This window comes from Streptomyces sp. NBC_00057, from assembly GCF_045041165.1.
In the GTDB taxonomy this organism is placed as follows: Bacteria; Actinomycetota; Actinomycetes; order Streptomycetales; family Streptomycetaceae; genus Streptomyces.
This window is the reverse complement of sequence record NZ_CP108256.1, coordinates 5637501-5657263: the sequence shown is the minus strand read 5'-3', so window position 1 is coordinate 5657263 and position 19763 is coordinate 5637501. Positions and strand designations below refer to the sequence as shown.

14 protein-coding genes and 3 rRNA genes (1 of these 17 only partly in view) are annotated in these 19763 nt (G+C 66.5%); 7 read left to right on the top strand and 10 right to left on the bottom strand.

Translation table 11 applies throughout. From position 1 onward, the window contains the following. The first annotated feature begins 121 nt into the window (after positions 1-121). Together OG953_RS26630 and OG953_RS26625 are read left to right on the top strand one after the other, a co-directional pair. A complete protein-coding gene (locus OG953_RS26630) occupies positions 122-697 on the top strand; it encodes a GNAT family N-acetyltransferase (protein ID WP_405687382.1) in 576 nt (191 codons plus the stop codon). A 69-nt stretch (positions 698-766) separates the two neighbouring features. Further along, the gene (locus tag OG953_RS26625; protein WP_405687380.1) at positions 767-1942 is read left to right on the top strand and encodes a winged helix-turn-helix domain-containing protein; all 1176 of its coding nucleotides are present in this window, start codon (positions 767-769) and stop codon (positions 1940-1942) included. A gap of 58 nt (positions 1943-2000) precedes the next feature. On the opposite strand, the gene OG953_RS26620 is transcribed toward OG953_RS26625, so the two are convergent. The 7 genes from OG953_RS26620 to mtnA form a co-directional block, all read right to left on the bottom strand. Beyond that, entirely contained in the window at positions 2001-2750 is a 750-nt protein-coding gene (locus OG953_RS26620; RefSeq protein ID WP_405687379.1) for a response regulator, read from the bottom strand. A 184-nt stretch (positions 2751-2934) separates the two neighbouring features. After that, the gene (gene hpf / locus OG953_RS26615) at positions 2935-3624 is read right to left on the bottom strand and encodes a ribosome hibernation-promoting factor, HPF/YfiA family (protein ID WP_093894003.1); all 690 of its coding nucleotides are present in this window, start codon (positions 3622-3624) and stop codon (positions 2935-2937) included. Positions 3625-3946: 322 nt separating this feature from the next. Further along, positions 3947-4675: a ComF family protein gene (locus OG953_RS26610; RefSeq protein ID WP_405687377.1), complete on the bottom strand. Its 729-nt coding sequence runs from the start codon at positions 4673-4675 to the stop codon at positions 3947-3949. 71 nt (positions 4676-4746) lie between these two features. Next, positions 4747-6612: an LpqB family beta-propeller domain-containing protein gene (locus tag OG953_RS26605; RefSeq protein WP_405687376.1), complete on the bottom strand. Its 1866-nt coding sequence runs from the start codon at positions 6610-6612 to the stop codon at positions 4747-4749. Beyond that, positions 6602-8626: an MtrAB system histidine kinase MtrB gene (mtrB, locus tag OG953_RS26600; RefSeq protein ID WP_405687375.1), complete on the bottom strand. Its 2025-nt coding sequence runs from the start codon at positions 8624-8626 to the stop codon at positions 6602-6604. The genes OG953_RS26605 and mtrB overlap by 11 nt, the downstream gene beginning before the upstream one ends. 1 nt (position 8627) lies before the next feature. Further along, positions 8628-9317: a two-component system response regulator MtrA gene (mtrA, locus tag OG953_RS26595; RefSeq protein ID WP_187438793.1), complete on the bottom strand. Its 690-nt coding sequence runs from the start codon at positions 9315-9317 to the stop codon at positions 8628-8630. 4 nt (positions 9318-9321) lie between these two features. Further along, the gene (gene mtnA, locus OG953_RS26590; protein WP_405687374.1) at positions 9322-10467 is read right to left on the bottom strand and encodes an S-methyl-5-thioribose-1-phosphate isomerase; all 1146 of its coding nucleotides are present in this window, start codon (positions 10465-10467) and stop codon (positions 9322-9324) included. Positions 10468-10607: 140 nt separating this feature from the next. Between mtnA and OG953_RS26585 the strand changes: the two genes are divergently transcribed. The 5 genes from OG953_RS26585 to OG953_RS26565 are packed head-to-tail and all read left to right on the top strand — an operon-like array spanning position 10608 to position 16037. Then, positions 10608-11810 carry a glycerophosphoryl diester phosphodiesterase membrane domain-containing protein gene (locus OG953_RS26585; protein ID WP_405687373.1) on the top strand — a complete coding sequence of 401 codons (1203 nt, stop codon included), beginning with the start codon at positions 10608-10610 and terminating at the stop codon, positions 11808-11810. Positions 11811-11814: 4 nt separating this feature from the next. After that, positions 11815-12504 (top strand): DUF4129 domain-containing protein, encoded by a 690-nt coding sequence (locus tag OG953_RS26580; protein WP_405687372.1) that lies wholly within the window; start codon positions 11815-11817, stop codon positions 12502-12504. After that, complete coding sequence (locus OG953_RS26575) at positions 12501-13718, top strand: DUF4350 domain-containing protein (RefSeq protein WP_405687371.1); 1218 nt, start codon at positions 12501-12503, stop codon at positions 13716-13718. The genes OG953_RS26580 and OG953_RS26575 overlap by 4 nt, the downstream gene beginning before the upstream one ends. Beyond that, entirely contained in the window at positions 13715-14716 is a 1002-nt protein-coding gene (locus tag OG953_RS26570) for an AAA family ATPase (RefSeq protein ID WP_405687370.1), read from the top strand. The genes OG953_RS26575 and OG953_RS26570 overlap by 4 nt, the downstream gene beginning before the upstream one ends. Positions 14717-14726: 10 nt before the next feature. Further along, positions 14727-16037: a DUF58 domain-containing protein gene (locus OG953_RS26565; protein ID WP_405687369.1), complete on the top strand. Its 1311-nt coding sequence runs from the start codon at positions 14727-14729 to the stop codon at positions 16035-16037. Between the two features lie 107 nt (positions 16038-16144). On the opposite strand, the gene rrf is transcribed toward OG953_RS26565, so the two are convergent. The 3 genes from rrf to OG953_RS26550 form a co-directional block, all read right to left on the bottom strand. Next, positions 16145-16261: ribosomal RNA gene (gene rrf / locus OG953_RS26560) — 5S ribosomal RNA — on the bottom strand. A gap of 79 nt (positions 16262-16340) precedes the next feature. Beyond that, positions 16341-19465: ribosomal RNA gene (locus OG953_RS26555) — 23S ribosomal RNA — on the bottom strand. Positions 19466-19761: 296 nt separating this feature from the next. Further along, positions 19762-19763, bottom strand: a 16S ribosomal RNA gene (locus OG953_RS26550) (it continues 1524 nt past the right edge of the window). The 16S, 23S and 5S rRNA genes sit together here, the layout of an rRNA operon.

Genomic DNA, 19763 nt, shown 5'->3' with positions numbered 1-19763 from the left:
GGAGGGCTGCCGCCGCGTCGGCTCCGCCGTCCCTTCCAAGTCAACGGCCGGGGGGCTTCGAAGGTGCCGGGAAGTCCGAAAAGTGTTCGCTTCACGGCCGGTGCCTCACCAGAATCCGTACATGGAGCCGATCACCCTCACCACCGAGCGTCTGCTGCTGCGTCCCTTCACGATCGGCGACGCGGACGAGGTCCACGCCGCTTGTCAGGACCCGGACATCCAGCGCTGGACAGTCGTGCCCTCGCCGTACAGCCGCGCCGACGCGGAGCTCTTCGCGGGGAAGCTGTCCCCGGCGGCTGGCGCGACGACTCCCATGTACAACTTCGCGGTGGTCCCGCGCGAGGGCGGGGCCCTGGCGGGCGCGCTCGGCATCGATCGCCGCAATCCGCAGGGTACGTACGAGGTGGGATTCTGGACCGCCAAGGAGCACCGGGGCCGCGGATACATGACGGAGGCCGTGCTGTCCGCCGCCCGTTGGACCTTCACCTCGCTCGGCGGCGACCGGCTGGAATGGCGGGCCGAGGCCGGCAACGTCCCCTCGCGTGCCGTGGCGCTTCGGACGGGATTCCGGATGGAGGGCGCGCAGCGGTCGGGGCTGCTCAACAAGGGCGTCCGGCGCGACGCGTGGGTGGGGGCGCTGCTCCCGTCCGATCTCGGCCTGCAGGGCACCCACGCCTACCTGCCCGCCACCGCCTGACTCACCGGCCTCTTGCCACCGCGAGGGCTCCACGGTCGGATGTCAGTGCCTCCTTCTAAGGTGCGAGGCATGACGTCTGTGCCGCCTCCCGCCGCCGAACTCTCCACCGACCAGGCACGCAGGATCGCCCTGCGCGCCCAGGGCTTCCTGGGCGCTCCGGACCGCAGGGCCGGAGTTCCGGGCGTGTTGCGGCATCTCGGTGCCGTACAGCTGGACACGATCTCGGTGCTCGCTCGTTCGCACGAGCTGATTCCGTACGCGCGCCTCGGCGCGGTCGGCCGGCGCACGGTCGAGGAGGCGTACTGGTCGGGTGGCCGCACCTTCGAGTACTGGTCGCACGCGGCGTGCATCCTGCCGGTCGAGGAGTGGCCGCACTTCGCGTTCCGCCGCCGCGCCTACCGCTCGCGCCCCCACTGGCACCACGACCTGCCGGACGGCGCCTACGAAACGGTGATCAAGCAGCTGCGCACCGAGGGCCCGATGACGGCGACGGAGCTGGGCGGTGCGAAGAACGGCGGGGAGTGGTGGGACTGGTCGGCGTCGAAGGTCGCCGTCGAGCGCGCCCTGATGTACGGCGAGGTGGTGTGCACCGAGCGGCGCAGCTGGAAGCGGGTGTACGACCTCGCCGAGCGGGCCCTGCCCGATGCCGTGCTGCACGACGATCTGGACGACGCGGAGTGCCTGCGACGGCTGGTCGCGCTCGCGGGGCATTCCCTGGGCATCGGCACCCGCGCGGACATCGCGGACTACCACCGGCTCAAGGGTGAGCAGTTCGACGCGGTGGTGGCGGACTCCGGTCTGGTGCCGGTGACGGTGCAGGGCTGGGCGAAGCCGGCCTGGGCGGACCCGGCAGCGCTGGCCTCCGAGCCGCGCGGGCGGCACCGTACGACCCTGTTGTCGCCGTTCGACTCGCTGGTCTGGGAGCGGGCGCGCACCGAGCGGATCTTCGGTTTCACCCATCGCCTGGAGGCCTACGTCCCCAAGCCCAAGCGGATACACGGTTACTTCGCGATGCCGCTGCTGGCGGGCGGAAAGCTGCAGGGCCGCGTCGATCCGGCGCGCGAGGGAAGCACGCTGGTCGCCCGCCAGGTGTCCTTGGAGGGCAGGAAGGCCGTGGCACCGATGGCCGAGGCGCTGGTGGAGGCCGCGTCCTGGGTCGGTTGTACGGATGTCCGGCTGGAGCGGGTCGACGCACCGGAACTGCGCGGGCCGCTGGCTCAGGAAATCGCCCGCGTTCTGGCGTGAGCGCGCATTCCCGTCCCTTTACCCGGCGCCGCCCCTTCCGGTCCCGTCGTGGGACCGGTCATCTGATCTCCAGGATCTTCTCCCGCATGGCGTAGACCACGGCTTCCATCCTGGAGTGCAGCTGCAACTTCTCCAGAATATTGCGGACGTGGTTCTTCACGGTGTTCTCGGAAATGAACAGTTCCTTCGCGATATCGCGATTATTCATGCCCGTTGCAACGAGTTTCAGGACTTCAAGTTCCCGGTCGGTGAGCCGCGGCGCCGGCACCAGCCTGCGCTCGTCGGTCCGCTGGATCATCGACTTGAACTCGGTGAGCAGTTTGGACGCCATGGAGGGGCTGATCTGGGACTGCCCGTCGGCGACCGCGCGAATCGCGGTGGCCACCTCGTCCGTGGAGATCTCCTTGAGGAGATAGCCGGTGGCTCCCGCCTTGATCGCGTCGTAGAGATCGGCCTCCTCGTCGCTGATCGTCAGCATGATGATCTTCGCGCTGGGGGCCACCTCCTTGATCGACGTGCAGGCCTCGATGCCGCCGCGCTTGGGCATCCGTACATCCATCAGCACGATGTCGGGCAGCAGATCGGCCGCCTTGTCGACCGCCTCCGCCCCGTCACCCGCCTCGCCGACGACCTGAATATCCTCCTCCTGGGCGAGGACGATCTCCAGACCTCTGCGGAAGAGCGCGTGGTCATCCACCACGAGGACCCGGATCGGCTCCTTGCGGGAACCACTGTCCGCGTCCGCCCCGGTATCGGCAGCGCCGTCGGCATCATTCGCATCGCGCACGGGCCCGAAGGTGTCCGCCATCGTTCCTCCCCCTGAAGGCCATGGCCTGAAGTTCACAAACTGTCCGCCAACGGCAGTTCACAGAGCACTGGTTGGCTTGGGACGACATGATTTCATGCCCGGACGTCGGAGCGGTGATTCCGTGGCCGCACACGGGTGCCCCTGGGGGCGCACAGGCGCTCCAGGGGCACCACAGAAGGGGGCGTCAGCCGCCGAGCGCCCCGCCCGCTCCGCCCGCCTCATCGGCAGCCAGCGGATCGGTCCTCAGGTGAATGACACCGTAGTCATAGGCATGCCGTCGGTAGACGACACTGGGTTCCTTCGTTTCGGAGTCGACGAACAGATAGAAGTCGTGCCCGACCAGCTCCATCTCGTAGAGCGCCTGATCGAGCGACATCGGTGCGGCGACGTGCGTCTTCTCCCGCATCACCAGCGGACCCTCGCCCTGCACCTCCAGCGAGCCGAACCTGGTGGTGGGTACGGACTGAGCCGCCTCGTTGCCAACCAAATCGCCCTCGCCGTTGAACGACGCCGCGCCCGGCACGGTCTCAGCGACTTCGGCAGCGGGAATCCGGCCGTTGCCACGACGGCTGTAGCGCTTGTCGTGCTGCTTGCGCAGCCGCGCCTCCAGCTTGCCGGTGGCCAGGTCCAGCGCTGCGTACGGGTCGCCTGCGGCCGCTTCCGCCCGGATCACCGGCCCACGCGAGCGGAGCGTGATCTCCACCCGGTCGGAACGGTCGGCCTGACGGGGGTTCGGCTCCTTGGACACCTCGACGTCGAGGCTGATCACCTTGCCGTCGAACTTCTGGATCTTGTCCAGCTTCAGCTTTTCGGCCACGTGCTTGCGGAACCGCTCGGGCACCTCGGTCTTGCGGCCCTTGACGACGATGTCCACGCAGAACTCCGTTCCCGGATCACTCCGCTCACTGGCGGAGCATCTCCCTTTTGCACCAGGCCCCGGTGGTAACCGGAGCCGCGGACTCGGTGACCTCCACCTCCTCCTCCCCCATCGGCAGGGTCTCCACCCCACCGAATTTTCTGCATCTGGACTACTGGTGAGTTGCCTGCCCGAAACCTGGCGGTGCATTCATCGAGGTCTGGCATTCACCATTCCTCACAACCGAACATAGCCTGCCTGGCCTGATGTCGGCACCTGCTACTCGCACGTACCTCCGTTCAGGTCTTTTTACCCACTCACCACCTGCAACGATGCAAGTTCACTGACAGTTCCGGTTTATTTCGAAGGCCGGCGAAGATACTGCAACAACCGCTGCCTGCCCGCTGCCGGACAGGGCACCCGTTTGCCCGCCCGCTGTCCCGATCGCCCGGGCTGCCTCGGCCAGCGAGGCACCGGTAGTCAAAAGGTCGTCCACCAGCACCACCCGTCCGGCCGCAAGCAGCCGTTCGCCCCCGGCCACGACTTCCAGTGCCCCCGCAAGATTCGCCTGCCTCTGCCGGGCTCCCAGCCCCGCCTGATCGGCCACCGGGCGCCGCTGCCGAAGCACCGCGACCACCCGGGCACGGGTACCTCCGCGCCGCAGCTCGCCCGCGGCGGCCAGCGCGATCCGGCGCATCGGATCATGGCCCCGTGCCGCCACGGCCCGCCGCGTCGACGGCACGGGTACGAGCAGAACCGGGCCGATGACACCCACCTGCCCCATCCCGGCCCGTACGGCCCCCGCCAGCGCCTTGCCAAGTGCCCCGGCCAGCCCCAGAGCGCCCCGCTCCTTATGGGCCAGGAGCACCGCACGTACCGCGTTCTCGTACGCGGCGGCCGCATGCACCACTGGCAGGCCCGCGGGCTCCGGCACGGGCCTGACCCGGCGCGGCACCTCGCCGTACAGCTCCGCACGGCATTCCTCGCACAGTTCGGTACGCGTCCTGCCACAGCCGCCACAGGACACCGGCAGAACCAGTCCGGAGATCTCCCGCCACCATCCCCGCATGACTCCACTGTGCCCTCCCCGAAGGGGCCGGGCCACCCCTGTGGAAAACGCGGAAGCGGCCTGGCGGGGCCTCAGCCCGGGTAGACCAGCGACGAACCGTCCTTGACCACCGTCTGCCAGTTGTCACCCGGCGACAGCTTCACTATCCCGTCGCTCGACGTGGCCGCCATCAGCGGCAACTGCTCGTCGTCCGCCGCCGCGACCGACGACACCTGGTTCACACCGGGCAGAACACCCGATGCGGCCGTCGAGCCGTCCACCTGCACATAGCGCACCTGCTGCACGCCGCCCTGCTCCTTGCCGACCACCACGAGACGGCTCCGGCCCGACCACGACATCGCAGTCACATCCGTCAGCTGCGGTGCGGCCTGTCGCAGCTCCACCACCGAGACCTTCTGCTCCTTCTCCGGCCCGCTCCGCTCGATCCGGCCGATCTTCAGCGTGTTGTGACCATCCTGCTTCACCAGGAGGGCGATCCGCACGCCGTCCGCGGACATCCGCAGCGCCTCGATCCGCCCGCCGTCCAGGCTCGGCACGGTGACCTCCTGCGGCTTGCCGACACCGCCGGCCAGCCGCAGCAGTCTGGGGTTGCCGGGATCCCGGTCGGCCACCCAGAGGTCGCCCCGACCGTCCCAGCTCGGCACCGACAGACGGTTGTTCGGGTTCTGGGCCTTGCTGGTCACCGCGGCCGCAGGAAGCTCGCCGTCCGAGACAATGGACGACACGTAGAGGGCCGCCTTGTCGTGCGAGACCGCCGCCGCCCGCTGCTCATCCCTGGCCACACCGACCGCACCCATCCGCACCGGTCCGTCGCCGAGCGGACCGGACACCACCTCCGGGGTGCCACTGCCCTTGGTGCTGCCAGGAATTCGCTCCACATGCCCCTTGGCATCGACGAAGTACTGGCTGTCCGGCCCACTCGACGAACCGTCAGGTGCGAACTCCTCCGCCTGATCCGTCCCGAGGACGCACAGCGTGGAGCCGTCGGAGCGCTGCAGTTCGACCTGCTCGACCCGTGCGGACGTCAGGTCCCGCAAGGTGTAGAGGACCTGTGAGGCCATCATGCGGCAGGAGCGCTGTCCGACGCCGTCCGCCTTCTTGTTGAGCGGGACCTTCAGTACGTTGCGGTCGTCGGGCGCCAGCGAGGTGACGCCCTTCTTCAGCGCCGTACCTGCGGGGAACCGGGAGTCGACCACCGGCCGCAGCCAACTGGTCGGCCCTGCCAGGAGGCTGCGAACCGCCTGTGTCACGGTGTCCATCCCCGTGACAGGGTCCGTCCGGCTGCGGAGATAGACGGGGTCGGCGACCAGGGTCGACTGCTCCGACGTCCACCCCGCGGCGAAGTAGTACTTGTCCACAGAGCGGTAGAGACGCTTGAAGTCCGACTGCCCGAGCAGAAGGCCGTCCGGCACGAGGTCGATGCGCCACTCCTTGCCCTCCGGCCCGTTCTCCTTCACCAGACGCAGGGACTGGTTGTAGTCCGTGGGCACGAGTGGCTGATAGGCGCTCTGGGCGTCGACCGTTGCCACCTTCTCACCGGTCAGGGTGTAGGTGATCTCCGTGATGCCGGGGTCGCTGTCGCGGAACGGGCGGTCACTCCGGTTCGGCGCCTTGGTGAGCACCGTCGTGAACGCGCTCGGCTTCCAGGTACTGGCTGCCTTCCTCGTCAGGTACTTGCGGGTCGTCTTGAAGTCCGAGTCATCACTCGTCATGGACTCCAGGAAGCCGTCGACGACCTCGTTGGGGGTGGCGTTGTCACGCGGCGCCACGGCATACACCTGCACCTGGGAGTCACCGGGCTGTGAGGCGTCGACAGCCTTGACATCCCCGGTGACGGGCATCGAGCCGCACGCGGACAGCAGCACGACACCGCACCCGAGCAACGCGAACAGCCCCAGCACACGTCCATGGCCGTCCCTACGACGGTCAGTGCCCACGATTCGTGTCCCCCCGATCCGGGTCCTGCACTGCAGAGTCGAAATCGCCACCCCGTCGGTCCTCGGCGGCGCGCGCGACCACCCTTGCACCGCTCCCCGGCAGGGCCGCCGGATGCACCGAGATCGGCGTCGTCCGGGGTGCCACGGGGGTACGCGAGGGTACGGGCAGCGCGGACCGATCATTGCCACCGGGCTGGGTCGGCACTGCCGTCAGCCGGTGTTCACTCCCGGTCATGGAAGCGACTGCGGCTCGCTCCCGGTTCTCCCGATTGCGCCGGGAGTCCTCGGGTTCCAGTGGTATCGGCGATCCGCGCAGTGGTTCGTCCGCCGTGCGTGGCAGAGTCAGCCGGAACTGCGAACCGCCGCCCGGCTCGCCCCATGCCTGTAGCCAGCCGCCGTGCAGCCTGGCGTCCTCCACGGCGATGGACAGTCCGAGTCCGGTGCCGCCGGTCGTCCGTGCGCGAGCCGGATCGGCCCGCCAGAAACGGTTGAACACCCGCGTCGCCTCGCCGGGCTTGAGTCCCACGCCGTAGTCCCGGACAGCCACGGCGACCGCACCTCCGGCCACCGCCATCCGCACCACGACGTCCCTGCCCTCGCCGTGCTCGACGGCGTTGACCACAAGGTTGCGCAGGACGCGTTCGACCCGCCGCGCATCGGCCTCCGCGATCACCGGCTGCTCATCGCCGACCACCCGGATACGGGTGCCCTTGCGCTCGGCCAGCGGCTCGGCCCCACCGATCACCCGTCGTACGACCTGTCGCAGATCTATCGGCTCGGCCTCCAGCGCGGCGGCGCCCGCGTCGAACCGGCTGATCTCCAGCAGATCGGAGAGCAGCGACTCGAACCGGTCGAGCTGATCCCCGAGCAGCTCCGCGGAACGCGCCGTCACGGGATCGAAGTCGCTGCGGGCCTCATGGATGACATCGGCGGCCATCCGTACGGTCGTCAGCGGTGTCCGCAGCTCGTGGGACACGTCGGAGACGAAGCGTCGCTGCATCCGGGACAGCTCCTCCAACTGCTGGATCTTCAGCTGCAGGTTCTGCGCCATCTTGTTGAAGGCCTCACCGAGCCGGGCGATGTCGTCCTCGCCGGTGACCTTCATCCGCTCCTGGAGCCTGCCGGCGGAGAGCCGCTCGGCGATGCCCGCCGCCATCCGTACAGGCGTGACGACCTGCCGCACCACGAACCAGGCGATGGCCCCGAGCAGCACGACCACGAACAGTCCCGCAGTCGCCAGTGTGCCCTTGACCAGCGTCAATGACTTTTCCTCCTGCGTCAACGGGAAGAGGTAGTAGAGCTGGTACGGATTGTGGTCGATGTCGTAGAGCCGCTTGCCCACCACGAGTCCGGGCTGCGGCGCCTGTCCGTTCGCGTACTGGATCAGGGAGTACGTCTGGAACGCTCCCGGCCCCTTGTTCACGGAGTCCCGCAGGCTCTGCGGAATGCTCGCCGCCTCCACACTGCCCGAGCCGCGCGGCGCACGGGTGCCCTCGTCGGCGCTGAGTGCCACCACGTTGAAGGCGTTCTTGCCGCCACTGGCGAGCTGATCGACGAGTTCGGTCCGCCAGGAGTTGTTGGCCGAGGTGCCGTCCGCAGCGTCGCCGCCCTGCCCACCAGGGGTGAGCGGGGCGTTCGCCTTCTCCTGGGCCGCCGCGAAACCGCCGGCGGCCTGGGTCTGGGCAGCCTTGCCCTTCGCTTCGAGCAGGCCGTTGCGCACCTGACCGATCACGACCAGCCCGAGGAGCAGCACCACACCGAGCGACATGAGCAGCGTGCCCGCGACGACCCGCAACTGGAGGTTGCGTCGCCAAAGCCGCACGGCGGGCAGCAGCGGACGCCGCACCCAGCGCATCAGCAGTCGCGGCACAGGGCCGCCGGGCGCCCGGTCGTGGAACAACCGGCCACCCTGCAGAAGACGTCGGACCTGGGACGCCTTGTGTCCTGGAGCAGCAGCCCGCTCCGCACGGGCTCCCGGCTCCCCGGGCTGCGGAGCAGCGCTACTCAGGGGCATATCAGCTCGGTCCGGCCTTGTAACCGACGCCTCGGACGGTCACCACGATCTCAGGCCGCTCCGGGTCCTTCTCGACCTTGGAGCGCAGGCGCTGGACATGCACATTCACCAGCCGGGTGTCGGCGGCGTGGCGGTATCCCCAGACCTGCTCCAGCAGTACCTCACGGGTGAAAACCTGCCACGGCTTACGGGCGAGTGCGACCAGCAGGTCGAACTCCAGCGGGGTGAGGGCGATCGACTGTCCCTCCCGCTTCACCGAATGACCAGCCACATCGATGACCAGATCCCCGATGGCCAGCTGCTCCGGCGCCGGTTCCTCGGACCTCCGCAGACGTGCCCTGATCCGGGCAACCAACTCCTTAGGTTTGAACGGCTTGACGATGTAGTCGTCGGCCCCGGACTCCAGGCCCACCACCACGTCAACCGTGTCGCTCTTGGCAGTGAGCATGACGATCGGCACACCCGACTCGGCCCTGATCAGCCTGCAGACCTCGATGCCGTCCCTACCGGGCAGCATCAGATCCAGCAGGACCAGGTCCGGCTTGGCCTCACGAAATGCGGCAAGTGCCTTGTCGCCGTCCGCTACGAACGACGGCTCGAACCCTTCACCACGCAGCACAATCCCGAGCATCTCGGCCAGTGCGGTGTCGTCGTCGACGACAAGGACGCGTCCCTTCATAATCGACATCATCCCATTAGCTAATCGTTACCTGCGATGATCTGGCACACAGCTCTGCCAGTCCGACCCTTGTGACCGGGGAAACTGCGCCCCCCTCCGTGACGATCGCCGTGACCAGCTCCGGCGGTGTGATGTCGAACGCGGGGTTGTACGCCGGGGTTCCCGCCGGTGCCAAGAGCAATCCGCCGGTGTCCCCGCCTGCCGCCCCGATCCGCGGGGATGTGAGCTCCGTCACTTCATTCCCCAGTCGCTGCTCCACGGTGATCGATGCCCCGTCCGCGGTGTCCAGATCCACGGTCGTGGTCGGCGCCACCACGATGAACGGTACGTGGTGGTACTTCGCGAGCACAGCCAGCGGATAGCTCCCCACCTTGTTCGCCACCGATCCGTCCGCGGCAATGCGGTCCGCCCCGATGAGCACGGCATCCACCTCTCCCGCGGCGAACAGCGAACCTGCGGCGCTGTCCGTGAGCAAGCTGTACGGCATGCCATTGCGCGCCGCCTCGTACGCGGTCAGCCGGGTACCCTGCAGCAGCGGACGCGTCTCGTCCACCCACAGCCGACGCAGCCGCCCCTCCCGATGTGCCCCGAGCGCCACCGCGAAGGCAGTGCCCTCACCACCCGAGACGAGCGCCCCCGTATTGCAGTGGGTCAGCAGTCGATGCCCGCCACCGGGCAGCAGTTCGTCCAGAAGTGCGAGCCCGTACCGCGCCATACGCCCGCTGGCCTCGGCATCCTCCCGGTGCAGCGCCATGGCCTCGGCCAGCGCAACCGCCGCAGCCCGCTCCGGATCTGCCTCCTTCTCCATGGCCGCCCGGTACGCCCCGGCAGCCCGCCGCACCCCGTAACCGAGATTCACCGCGGTGGGCCGCGCCCGCTCCAGCAACTCTGCGGCCTCCGCCACGTCGTCTCCTCGCACCGCTGCCAGAGCCACGCCATAGGCCCCTGTGATGCCCAGCAACGGCGCCCCGCGCACCGCCAGCGTCCGGATCGCCTGCACCAGCGCGGGCACATCGGTGCACACCAGCTCGGCCTCCTCGGCAGGCAGCCGAGTCTGGTCGAGGAGCACCAGCACGGGACCTTCCGGAAGCTCGTTCCAGCGAAGTACGGGAAGCGCGGGAGGCTCGATGCCCACCGACGATTGCGCATCCTGATCAGCCATCCGCCCAGTCTGCCGGGTGAGCCACCCACAAATGAAGGTACGAAGGAGATACAGGGCCAGGCCCGTACTGGAGCAACGCGTGGCACGATGGCTGCCAACCTGCCGCGCCGATGAGCGGACAGGACCATGAAGGAGCGAGAATGAACGACACTCCGGGCTGGGCCTCGCCCGGATCTGCCCCCTCCGAGGGTCAGGGGGCGGGCGTCCCCCGGCCTTCCGAGCCCGTCGACGGCAGCGGCCCGGCAGGGAACTGGTCTCCCACGCAGCCGCCCACAGGGCAGTGGTCCCCACCGAGCACTCCCGGCACAGGTCCCGGCGCACCACCCCCCGCCCCCGGCTGGGGCGGGGGGCCGCACGGCTCCGGCTGGAGGCAGCCGCCCGTCGCAGCCAAGCCCGGTGTCATCCCGCTCCGGCCACTCGGCGTCGGCGAGATCCTCGACGGCGCGGTCTCCACGATGCGCGCCCACTGGCGCACGGTCCTCGGAATCACGCTGACCGTGTCCGTGATCGCCCAGATCGCGATCATCCTCGTGCAACGCTATCTGCTGCCGGAACCCGCAGCGGTCGACCCGAACGCCACCGGTTCGGAGGCACTCCGGCAAACCGCCGACTCGGCTCAGTCGGCGCTGGTCAACAGTGTGCCGCCCCTGCTCATCACCATGATCGCCACACTGATCACGACATCCGTACTGACCGTGGTGATCAGCCGCTCGGTACTGGGCCGCCCGGTGACGCTCTCCGATGCATGGGCCGAGGCCCGGCCCCGGCTTGCTCAGCTGCTGGGTCTGACATTGCTGCTGGCCCTGATCAGCGCCGCCATCCTGATGGTGGGCCTGCTGCCGGGCATGCTGGTCGGCTCCGCCGCAGGCGCCGGACTCGTCGTCATCGGACTTATGGCCGCGTTCGTCGTCGTCATCTGGCTGATGGTCCGCTTCTGTCTCGCCTCGCCGGCGCTGATGTTGGAGCGGCAATCGATCACAACCTCCATGCGCCGCTCCGCGAAGCTGGTCAGGGGCGCATGGTGGCGGACCTTCGGCATCCTGGCGCTCACCTGGCTGCTGACCCTCATCGTGAGCGTGATCATCGCCATCCCGTTCAGCGTCATCGCGATGACCCTGGACGGCGGCGGTATCAGCTCCTTCCTCACGGACGGCCCCACGGACTTCGGCTGGCCGTTCCTGATCGTCTCCGGCATCGGTCAGGTGATCACCGCAACGATCACCTACCCGCTCTCCGCTGGTGTGATGGCCCTGCTCTACATCGATCAGCGCATCCGCCGCGAGGCACTCGACATCGAGCTCGCCCGGGCAGCGGGCCTGCCCGGATACGACACCAGGAGCTGATGCCGTGTCGGGGGCGGGGGGCACAACAGCAGCACGGCTACTCATCCACGCGAGCAGTGACATACCCGTGGACACTCCACGTGTCCCCGCCCGCGAGGCCGCGAAGCACGAACTGTCCAAACCGATGTACCACGAGAACGATCCCAACCTCCTCCAGCGCGGCCTCGACCGCCTCTGGGGCTGGATCGGCAATCTCCTGAACACGGCCTCCGACGCCGCACCGGGCGGCCCACTCGGTCTTGTCGTACTTGTACTGGTCGTCATCGGCCTGGTCGCTGCACTCTGGTGGAGGCTGGGCACCCCGCACCGCACCGTGCGTTCCGCAGATGCCCTCTTCGACGACAGCCCCCGCAGCGCGGCCGAACACCGGACAGCCGCCGAGACCCACGCGGCCGCCCACCGCTGGAACGAGGCGGTCCAGGAACGCATGCGCGCCATCGTCCGCTCCCTGGAGGAGCGCGCCCTGCTCGACCCCCGCCCCGGGCGCACCGCCGACGAGGCCGCCGCCGAAGCGGGCCGTCCACTGCCCGCACACGCCACGCGACTCCACGCCGCCGCCAAAGAATTCGACGATGTCGCATACGGCGGCCGGACCGCGGACCAGCAGGCGTATCTGGACGTACGAGCTCTGGACCTCGATCTCGAAACCGCCAAGCCTCTCCTGACAGCCGCGGCCCAAGGAGCAGCCGAATGACCGAGGTCACCGCCGCCCCCACCACCTCGGCATCCCTCGCCCCGCACCAGATCTGGATCCGCACCCGCGGTCTGCTGCTCGCCCTCCTTGTACTCGGCGCTGCCGGAATCGCTCTGGCAACCATGCGCTCCGGAGACCAGCACGGGCGCCTCGACCCCCGTTCCGCCGACCGCTACGGCAGCCGGGCCGTCGCCGAACTCCTCAAGGAGCGTGGCGTCTCCGTTCACGTAGTCACCACGCTCGACGAAGCCACGGCCCTGGCCGGCCCTGAAACCACGCTGCTCGTCGCCTCCCCCGCTCTGCTGACACCGCACCAGCAGAGCGAACTCCGTGCTACGACCGACCACTCGGCCGGCCGCACCGTCCTTCTCGCGGCGGGCTCTCCGTCCGTGGGCACGCTGGTCCCCGGTGTCCGCGCGGAGTCCGCCGGACCGGTAGCCACCCGCGCCCCTCAGTGCTCCCTGCCCGCCGCCCGCAACGCCGGCGACGTCGAGACGGGAGGCTTCCACTACGCCTCGGACGGCCTCGACAACACCACCGCCTGCTTCCCGAGCGACGGCCTCCCCACCCTGCTCCTGGTCGAACAGGGCGCGGGTGACACCGTTCTCCTCGGTTCTCCCGACCTTCTCTACAACGACCGGCTCGGAAACCAGGGCAATGCCTCCCTGGCCCTGCAACTCCTCGGTTCCCGCCCGCATCTGGTCTGGTACCTCCCCTCGCTCACCGATACCTCTGCTGCCGCCGAGAACGGCGGAGACGGCGGCGATGGCGCCCACGACGACCGCAGCTTCGTCGACCTGATCCCCCGGGGCTGGCTGTGGGGCACCCTGCAACTCGCACTGGCCGCCGTGCTCGCCGCCATCTGGCGCGCCCGTCGTCTGGGCCCGCTGGTGGCCGAGCGGCTGCCCGTGGCCATCCGCGCCTCCGAATCCACCGAGGGCCGAGCCCGCCTCTACCGCAGGGCGAACGCCCGCGACCGGGCCGCCGACTCACTGCGCGCCGCCACCCGCACCCGTATTGCCCCACTCATCGGAGTCTCCCCACGCGATGCCCACTCCCCCGTAACACTCATCCCTGCCGTGTCCGCCCGTCTCAGCACCACCGGCAGCGTCCTCCAAGCCGTGCTCTTCGGACCCGTCCCGTCCGACGACGCCGCTCTTGTACAGCTGGCAGACCAACTCGACACCCTCGAAAGAGAGGTACGCACGTCATGAGCGCCCCGCCCCCAGTGCCCGCCGGGACTACCGAGACCGTCGGGCACGGCGACACAGCCCGCGCATCCCTGGAAGCGCTGCGCTCCGAGATCGCCAAGGCCGTGGTCGGCCAGGACCCGGCAGTCACCGGGCTTGTCGTAGCTCTGCTCTGCCGAGGCCATGTCCTCCTCGAAGGCGTCCCCGGCGTGGCCAAGACCCTCTTGGTCCGGGCTCTCGCGGCCTCACTCGAACTCGACACCAAGCGTGTCCAGTTCACCCCCGACCTGATGCCGAGCGATGTCACCGGCTCACTGGTCTACGACGCCCGCACGGCAGAGTTCTCCTTCCAACCCGGGCCTGTCTTCACCAACCTGCTTCTCGCCGACGAGATCAATCGCACCCCTCCCAAGACGCAGTCCTCCCTCCTGGAAGCGATGGAAGAGCGCCAGGTCACCGTCGACGGAACCCCTCGGCTGCTGCCCGAGCCCTTTCTCGTAGCCGCCACGCAGAATCCCGTCGAATACGAGGGCACCTACCCGCTCCCCGAGGCCCAACTGGACCGGTTTCTCCTTAAACTGACGGTGCCATTGCCGTCCCGCGACGAGGAGATCAACGTCCTCACTCGTCATTCCGACGGCTTCAATCCGCGCGACCTCCAGTCAGCGGGCATCCACCCCGTCGCCGGCCCGGCCGATCTTGAAGCCGCCCGCAGCGCAGTCGCCCAGACCAAGGTCGCCCCCGAGATCGCCGGCTATGTCGTCGATATCTGTCGTGCCACGCGTGAATCCCCCTCGCTCTCCCTCGGTGTCTCTCCCCGAGGCGCCACCGCTCTGTTGTCGACCGCCCGTGCCTGGGCCTGGCTCACCGGCCGTGACTACGTCATTCCGGATGACGTGAAAGCCCTGGCACTCCCCACGCTTCGCCATCGCATCCAACTGCGGCCCGAGGCGGAGATGGAGGGAGTCACCCCCGACTCCGTCATCACCGCAGTCCTCGCCCACGTACCCGTACCCCGATGAGGCGGTGACCGTGGCCCTCACCGGACGTACCGCCTTGCTGGCCGCCCTGGGGTCACTCCCTGTAGGCGTCCTGGCCCCTAGCTGGACAGGCATACTCGCGGTCAACGCACCGCTCTCCCTAGCGATTCTGTGCGACTACGCCCTGGCCGCGCCAGTGCGAACGCTTCAGTTCACCCGATCCGGTGACACAACCGTTCGTCTCGGCGAGGCCGCCGAAGTGCAACTCACCGTAACCAATCCTTCTCTTCGCCGCCTACGGGCACACCTCCGCGACGCCTGGCCGCCCAGTAGCTGGCCCACCGGCACGGACCAGGCCTCATCCCGTCACACGCTGACGATCCCGCCAGGGGAACGCCGCCGGCTGACCACCCTCCTGCGACCGACACGGCGCGGTGACCGCCGAGTCGAACGCGTCACCGTGCGCTCGTTCGGACCTCTAGGGCTTGTGGCCCGCCAGGGAAATCACGACGTCCCGTGGACGGTACGTGTCCTGCCACCCTTCACCAGCCGCAAGCATCTGCCGTCCCGCCTCGCCAGGCTCCGCGAGCTGGACGGCCGCACCAGCGTCCTCACTCGTGGAGAGGGCACGGAATTCGACAGCCTACGTGCCTACGTGCCCGGTGACGACACGCGCTCCATCGACTGGCGCGCTACAGCACGTCAGTCCGCCGTCGCAGTGCGAACGTGGCGCCCCGAGCGGGACCGTCACATCCTCGTTGTCCTGGACACCGGCCGTACTTCGGCGGGTCGTGTCGGTGACGTGCCCCGTCTCGACGCCGCTCTGGACGCGGCCCTGCTTCTCACAGCGCTTGCCACTCGTGCGGGCGACCGCGTGGATCTGCTCGCCTACGACCGCCGCATCCGCGCCCAGGTCCAGGGCAGGTCTGCGGGAGAAGTCCTGTCGGCCATGGTGAATGCACTGGCGCCGGTCGAACCCGCACTCGTGGAAACGGATGCCCGGGGTCTCAGCGCTGCCGTTCTTGCCCACGCTCCTCGTCGCTCCCTGATCGTGATTCTCACCGGTCTGGACGCGGCGCCCGTAGAAGAGGGCCTGCTCCCTGTCCTCCGCCGACTGACCCAGCGCCACACGGTGCTGGTGGCTTCAGTGGCCGACCCACACATCGAACAGATGGCAGAAGCCAGGGGCACCGTGGACGCGATCTACGAGGCCGCAGCCAGCGCACAGGCTCAAGCACGGCGACTCCGCACCTCAGAGCAGCTCCAGCGCCACGGCGCGGTGGTCGTCGATGCCGCCCCGGACAACCTCGCCCCGGCGCTCGCCGACGCCTACCTGGCTCTCAAGGGAGCGGGTCGCCTCTGACCCACCGATCGCGTCAAAGAATTCACTCATCGGGAAAGGGCCCTCCAGACGGACCGTAAACGCAGAAAAGCCCCGCACCAGAGGTGCGGGGCTTTCCCGTAAAAGGAGTTCGGCGGCGTCCTACTCTCCCACAAGGTCCCCCCTGCAGTACCATCGGCGCTGAAAGGCTTAGCTTCCGGGTTCGGAATGTAACCGGGCGTTTCCCTAACGCAATGACCACCGAAACACTATGAAATTAACCAACACCGGAACACAACACGGCCGTTCGTTATTTCAGAACTAACACAGTGGACGCGAGCAACTGAGGACAAGCCCTCGGCCTATTAGTACCAGTCAGCTCCACCCGTTACCGGGCTTCCACATCTGGCCTATCAACCCAGTCGTCTACTGGGAGCCTTAACCAATCAAGTTGGTGGGAATACTCATCTCGAAGCAGGCTTCCCGCTTAGATGCTTTCAGCGGTTATCCTTTCCGAACGTAGCCAACCAGCCATGCCCTTGGCAGAACAACTGGCACACCAGAGGTTCGTCCGTCCCGGTCCTCTCGTACTAGGGACAGCCCTTCTCAATATTCCTACGCGCACAGCGGATAGGGACCGAACTGTCTCACGACGTTCTAAACCCAGCTCGCGTACCGCTTTAATGGGCGAACAGCCCAACCCTTGGGACCGACTCCAGCCCCAGGATGCGACGAGCCGACATCGAGGTGCCAAACCATCCCGTCGATATGGACTCTTGGGGAAGATCAGCCTGTTATCCCCGGGGTACCTTTTATCCGTTGAGCGACAGCGCTTCCACAAGCCACTGCCGGATCACTAGTCCCGACTTTCGTCCCTGCTCGACCCGTCGGTCTCACAGTCAAGCTCCCTTGTGCACTTACACTCAACACCTGATTGCCAACCAGGCTGAGGGAACCTTTGGGCGCCTCCGTTACTCTTTAGGAGGCAACCGCCCCAGTTAAACTACCCATCAGACACTGTCCCTGATCCGGATCACGGACCCAGGTTAGACATCCAGCACGACCAGAGTGGTATTTCAACGACGACTCCACAACCACTGGCGTGGCTGCTTCAAAGTCTCCCACCTATCCTACACAAGCCGAACCGAACACCAATATCAAACTGTAGTAAAGGTCCCGGGGTCTTTCCGTCCTGCTGCGCGAAACGAGCATCTTTACTCGTAGTGCAATTTCACCGGGCCTATGGTTGAGACAGTCGAGAAGTCGTTACGCCATTCGTGCAGGTCGGAACTTACCCGACAAGGAATTTCGCTACCTTAGGATGGTTATAGTTACCACCGCCGTTTACTGGCGCTTAAGTTCTCAGCTTCGCCGACCCGAAAGTCAGCTAACCGGTCCCCTTAACGTTCCAGCACCGGGCAGGCGTCAGTCCGTATACATCGCCTTACGGCTTCGCACGGACCTGTGTTTTTAGTAAACAGTCGCTTCTCGCTGGTCTCTGCGGCCACCCCCAGCTCATGGAGTAAATCCAATCACCAGTGATGGCCCCCCTTCTCCCGAAGTTACGGGGGCATTTTGCCGAGTTCCTTAACCATAGTTCACCCGAACGCCTCGGTATTCTCTACCTGACCACCTGAGTCGGTTTAGGGTACGGGCCGCCATGAAACTCGCTAGAGGCTTTTCTCGACAGCATAGGATCATCCACTTCACCACAATCGGCTCGGCATCAGGTCTCAGCCTTAACGTGTGACGGATTTACCTACCACACGGCCTACACCCTTACCCCGGGACAACCACCGCCCGGGCTGGACTACCTTCCTGCGTCACCCCATCGCTTACCTAGTACAAGTCTGGTTCGTCGGCTCCACCACTACCCTCAACTCCGAAGAGATCGGGCCGGCTTCACGGACTTAGCATCGCCTGATTCAGTATTGGGCGTTTCAAAGCGGGTACCGGAATATCAACCGGTTGTCCATCGACTACGCCTGTCGGCCTCGCCTTAGGTCCCGACTTACCCTGGGCAGATCAGCTTGACCCAGGAACCCTTAGTCAATCGGCGCACACGTTTCTCACGTGTGTATCGCTACTCATGCCTGCATTCTCACTCGTGAACCGTCCACAACTCGCTTCCGCGGCTGCTTCACCCGGCACACGACGCTCCCCTACCCATCCGTACTCCCGTTGGGGATACATGTACGAATGACACGACTTCGGCGGTACGCTTGAGCCCCGCTACATTGTCGGCGCGGAATCACTTGACCAGTGAGCTATTACGCACTCTTTCAAGGGTGGCTGCTTCTAAGCCAACCTCCTGGTTGTCTCTGCGACTCCACATCCTTTCCCACTTAGCGTACGCTTAGGGGCCTTAGTCGATGCTCTGGGCTGTTTCCCTCTCGACCATGGAGCTTATCCCCCACAGTCTCACTGCCGCGCTCTCACTTACCGGCATTCGGAGTTTGGCTAAGGTCAGTAACCCGGTAGGGCCCATCGCCTATCCAGTGCTCTACCTCCGGTAAGAAACACACGACGCTGCACCTAAATGCATTTCGGGGAGAACCAGCTATCACGGAGTTTGATTGGCCTTTCACCCCTAACCACAGGTCATCCCCCAGGTTTTCAACCCTGGTGGGTTCGGTCCTCCACGAAGTCTTACCTCCGCTTCAACCTGCCCATGGCTAGATCACTCCGCTTCGGGTCTTGAGCGTGCTACTGAAACGCCCTATTCGGACTCGCTTTCGCTACGGCTTCCCCACACGGGTTAACCTCGCAACACACCGCAAACTCGCAGGCTCATTCTTCAAAAGGCACGCAGTCACGACTGCATGTGCAAGCACATACAGCGACGCTCCCACGGCTTGTAGGCACACGGTTTCAGGTACTATTTCACTCCGCTCCCGCGGTACTTTTCACCATTCCCTCACGGTACTATCCGCTATCGGTCACCAGGGAATATTTAGGCTTAGCGGGTGGTCCCGCCAGATTCACACGGGATTTCTCGGGCCCCGTGCTACTTGGGTGTCTCTCAAACGAGCCGTTGATGTTTCAGCTACGGGGGTCTTACCCTCTACGCCGGACCTTTCGCATGTCCTTCGCCTACATCAACGGTTTCTGACTCGTCTCACGGCCGGCAGACCGTGAAAGAGAGATCCCACAACCCCGCATGCGCAACCCCTGCCGGGTATCACACGCATACGGTTTGGCCTCATCCAGTTTCGCTCGCCACTACTCCCGGAATCACGGTTGTTTTCTCTTCCTGAGGGTACTGAGATGTTTCACTTCCCCTCGTTCCCTCCACACTGCCTATGTGTTCAGCAGCGGGTGACAGCCCATGACGACTGCCGGGTTTCCCCATTCGGACACCCCCGGATCAAAGCTCGGTTGACAGCTCCCCGGGGCCTATCGTGGCCTCCCACGTCCTTCATCGGTTCCTGGTGCCAAGGCATCCACCGTGCGCCCTTAAAAACTTGGCCACAGATGCTCGCGTCCACTGTGCAGTTCTCAAACAACGACCAGCCACCCATCACCCCACCCCTGAGGGCGAGTTCACTGGGGCCGGCAACTGAAGGCGACCTCACGGCCGTACCCTCAGATACCCAACAACGTGCCCGACACAACCGATCCCTTCCCACGTTCCACGCCGAAGCAGTACTAGTGAAAAACAACCTGTCGTGCCGAATAGTCAACGTTCCACCCATGAGCTGACCACCGTCGAACATTTGCCGACGTAGTGGCTCTGGATTCCTTACGGAATCTAGATGCTCCTTAGAA